2 protein-coding genes and 1 pseudogene are annotated in these 3,211 nt (G+C 40.1%); all 3 read right to left on the bottom strand.

Translation table 11 applies throughout. The features are described from left to right. Window positions 1–1,286 (bottom strand): annotated as a pseudogene (locus A9G47_RS14550) (hemagglutinin repeat-containing protein); the annotation flags it as partial. Between the two features lie 258 nt (window positions 1,287–1,544). Beyond that, window positions 1,545–2,066, bottom strand: a complete 522-nt coding sequence (locus tag A9G47_RS12250; RefSeq protein WP_065643019.1) for a hypothetical protein — start codon at window positions 2,064–2,066, stop codon at window positions 1,545–1,547. Window positions 2,067–2,075: 9 nt separating this feature from the next. Next, a partial coding sequence (locus A9G47_RS14385; RefSeq protein WP_065643018.1) for a hypothetical protein occupies window positions 2,076–3,211 on the bottom strand: 1,136 nt, incomplete at its 5' end.

The raw sequence follows: 3,211 nt of genomic DNA, 5'->3' as shown, positions 1-3,211 counted from the left end.
GCTAGTTGCGATAATGCGCTGATATTTTGTTTTTCCGCTTCGGTGAGGTCTTTGATGTCTTTCTTTTTACCTTTATCATCTTTATAAAGATTGAGGATGGCTTCTGCAGCAAGTTCGCCACTTACTGCGCCTGCGCCACCCGCTAAGCCTGAGTTGCCTTGTAGTTCGGCTATAGTGCCCGCTAATATGGCGTGAGCCGTTAAACGAGCTACTTCGTTATCCCCTGCATGTATTTTAATTTGCTCTGCTAGCCATGGTGCGCTAGCACCTGCAAGGCCACCCGTGACGTCGCCAGTGATGATGCCGGTAATGATTGAAGCCGCTGAGTCTATGCCTTTGCTGACATCTCCACCCATGGTGCCAAGGTTGTTTTTTGCATTTTTTACCACTGCATCGCTGACGGCATCATAATAATTTTGCTGGTAAAGCTCGTCGTAGCTTTTTGGGGTATAGCTTGGCTCTTGTTGAGCTTTAGCCTCTTCTTTTTCTAGCTGCTTTTCGGTTTTTTCTTTTAGGCCTTTTTTAATTTCTTCGTCGTTGTCTATTTTGTTTTGTGCCTGTATTCGGTCATATTTGCCCATTATGCTTTTCGTCTGTTGGGCTATGTCTTTGATAAGCTCTACCGTTTCGATTTTGTCGAGCTCTTTTTGTTTGTCAAATATCGGTTTTAACGTGTGGTTCGCATTCTCCGTGTCTCGGCTTAAATCATTAATATCCTGTTGTTGTTTGTCTTTGTTGCGGATGATGAGTTGACCTTGCTCTACCGCTGAGTGGGTGATGCTTGAGTCTTTTTTACTGTTTTGATACGCCATTTGAGCGCTCGCGCCACCTGTGCCTCCACTGACCAAGATATGGCTGACGTTAAATTCGGCTTTGTTTTTGATATCACTAAAGCTAATTGTGCCCGTATCAAGGCGGTTTTTGCTCGGGTCTTCGGCTTCCGAGGCGATGACTGCCCCTTTTAGGTCGGTGCTGTTGCCTACCTTGATGTCAAAACCACCACTGCCAGCAAAAATACCCGATTGGTCGGTGACACTTGCCCATTTGCTGTCGATGTCCGTACTCGATAATGAGCCGTTGGCACTAAAGCCACCAAAGCCAGCACTGCCACTGACCGAAGCACTGATTTTTTCGTAATCATAGTCGTCCGTATCTTGCAGTGATTGGATGTTTAAGTTGTTACCCACATCCATGTTGACCGTGTTGCCTTTTAATTGGCCGCCAATGATGTTAGTGTCGTTGCCCGTTTTGATGGTGAGTTTGTTTTTCGCATCAATCACGCTTTCTGTCCAAGCACTACCGTCCGCATTTTCTCGCTCTCGGCTAAAGTTGGCATTGCTTTTAAAACGTAAGTTAGAGGATAGTTACAACTTCGTTTTGTAAAAATAATTCAGGAGTCTATACCGTTTGTTTTGTTTGGTTGGATTTGGTTTTGGGTTATTGTTGAGCTTGTTTTAGATTGTTTCTTGCCTTTTTATGAGATGTTGGTTTCAGCTCAGCGATATCTTGCCAAAGCTGAAAACCAATAAATCAAAAAATATTCGCTATTTAGGAATTTTTCCTGTCCACCAAATCGGCTTTTCATCCGCGCCTAAGTTATCAAAAACAGATAGTGGTATTTGTTTATAAACAACAACATCAGGTATTGTAGTTATAGCCACCATTATAGGTCGATAAAGATTTTCATGTTTGTATTCATAAATAGCAAACTCCATACAGCGATAGAACGCTCTGAAATATTCACTAAATATATCAAATAAAGTTGTTTTTGTTCTGTCCAAATCACTTTTGGCTTTACCTGATAAAATAGGCCCCCAATCAATGGCTTCTCTATCTAACTGTTTAAACTCTTCCTCGACCAATTTCATTAAAGATTCAGCCGTATCTAGATCTTCTAATTTTAAATATCGACGGTATAAACGATCGGTTAAGACAGACCAATCCCTCTCAGGATATTTGGGTAGCAGATAATATGAAATACAATCAAAAAATAGTCGAACATCACTATCCGTCCCTAGATCAATACAAATTCCACCACCAATAAAGCCTGTTTTTATATCACGCATAAAATACCCTTACTTGTCTTTAAATATTATTTGTTCTTTTTTAATGATTCCGTTGGATTTTTGAACAATTCCTTTTGTAATTTTTGCTTCCATAGCAGGTGTTAAATGCTGCCCTCTAATATCTATCACAACCTCTTGTTGCATACCATTTGGTAAATGTTTTTTCCGTTCAATGGCTTGTTTAGAAATATTATTAATCAGATTATCAGAATATTTTTCTATATCATAATTTTTTACTTCTATTGAGCAAGTTGTGCCATTACAAAAATCGGGTCTTACACTTCCCTTTGTGCCATGAGGGACTTCTATACCATCTTTATAACTTACCTGACCTCTATAATCAGGAGATAAGCTAGCACCAACATCTTTTTCTGATGTGGATGGATGTGGGCGACCGTTGGTTGTTTTTCCTGTATTTGGCGATGGTACCTTCGTTTTTACACCATTTTCTAACGTGTAATAAGCACCATTATTAGTATATATTGGGTTGCCTGCGGCATCAAATTTTCCTGTATGAGTATAAACGCCGCCTTTAGGCCCTATAATATTATTGCCTTGCTGAGTATAACCGTTAGGGAGTATGGGTTCTTTCCCTGCTTTTACTCTATTAATACCCTCACTTATTTGCTCTACTTCTTTAGCTGATAACTTTTGCCCTGTAGCTCTCGCTTTCCAGGCTAAATCACTAAAACCTTTTGCAGTAACGCCAGCTGTTGAAAGTGAAAATAACAATTCAGCATCTGATACTGACACGCCTAATATCTTAGCTAGTCCCTCGGCTGTTTGCGTATGATAAGTTTTGCCATAATAAACGGTCATTGCTCCCGTTATGCCATTATCAGCCATTGACCATGTTAGATATGCACTTGGTATACATCCCACCGCTGAGCTGCAACCTGGTAATAATGCGGCTGCTCCAAACCCATCGATAGCAGCAAACCCAATCTGAAGGACTCCTCCTGCTCGAGTGGTTATGCTGTATTCATTATCAATATTCTTTGTACCATCAAAAATACCATCAAAAAATGTATACTGAAATAACTTTTCATTTTTTTGATAAGGTATACCAAATATAGTTCTATTTTTTGTGTGTTCTTGAGCTTCAAGCATTTCTCTATATGCTTGTAACTCGTCACTACTGCCTA

Source organism: Gilliamella sp. WF3-4 (assembly GCF_001690275.1).
Classification (GTDB): domain Bacteria; phylum Pseudomonadota; class Gammaproteobacteria; order Enterobacterales; family Orbaceae; genus Gilliamella; species Gilliamella apicola_C.
This window is presented reverse-complemented; position numbering and strand designations above follow the sequence as displayed.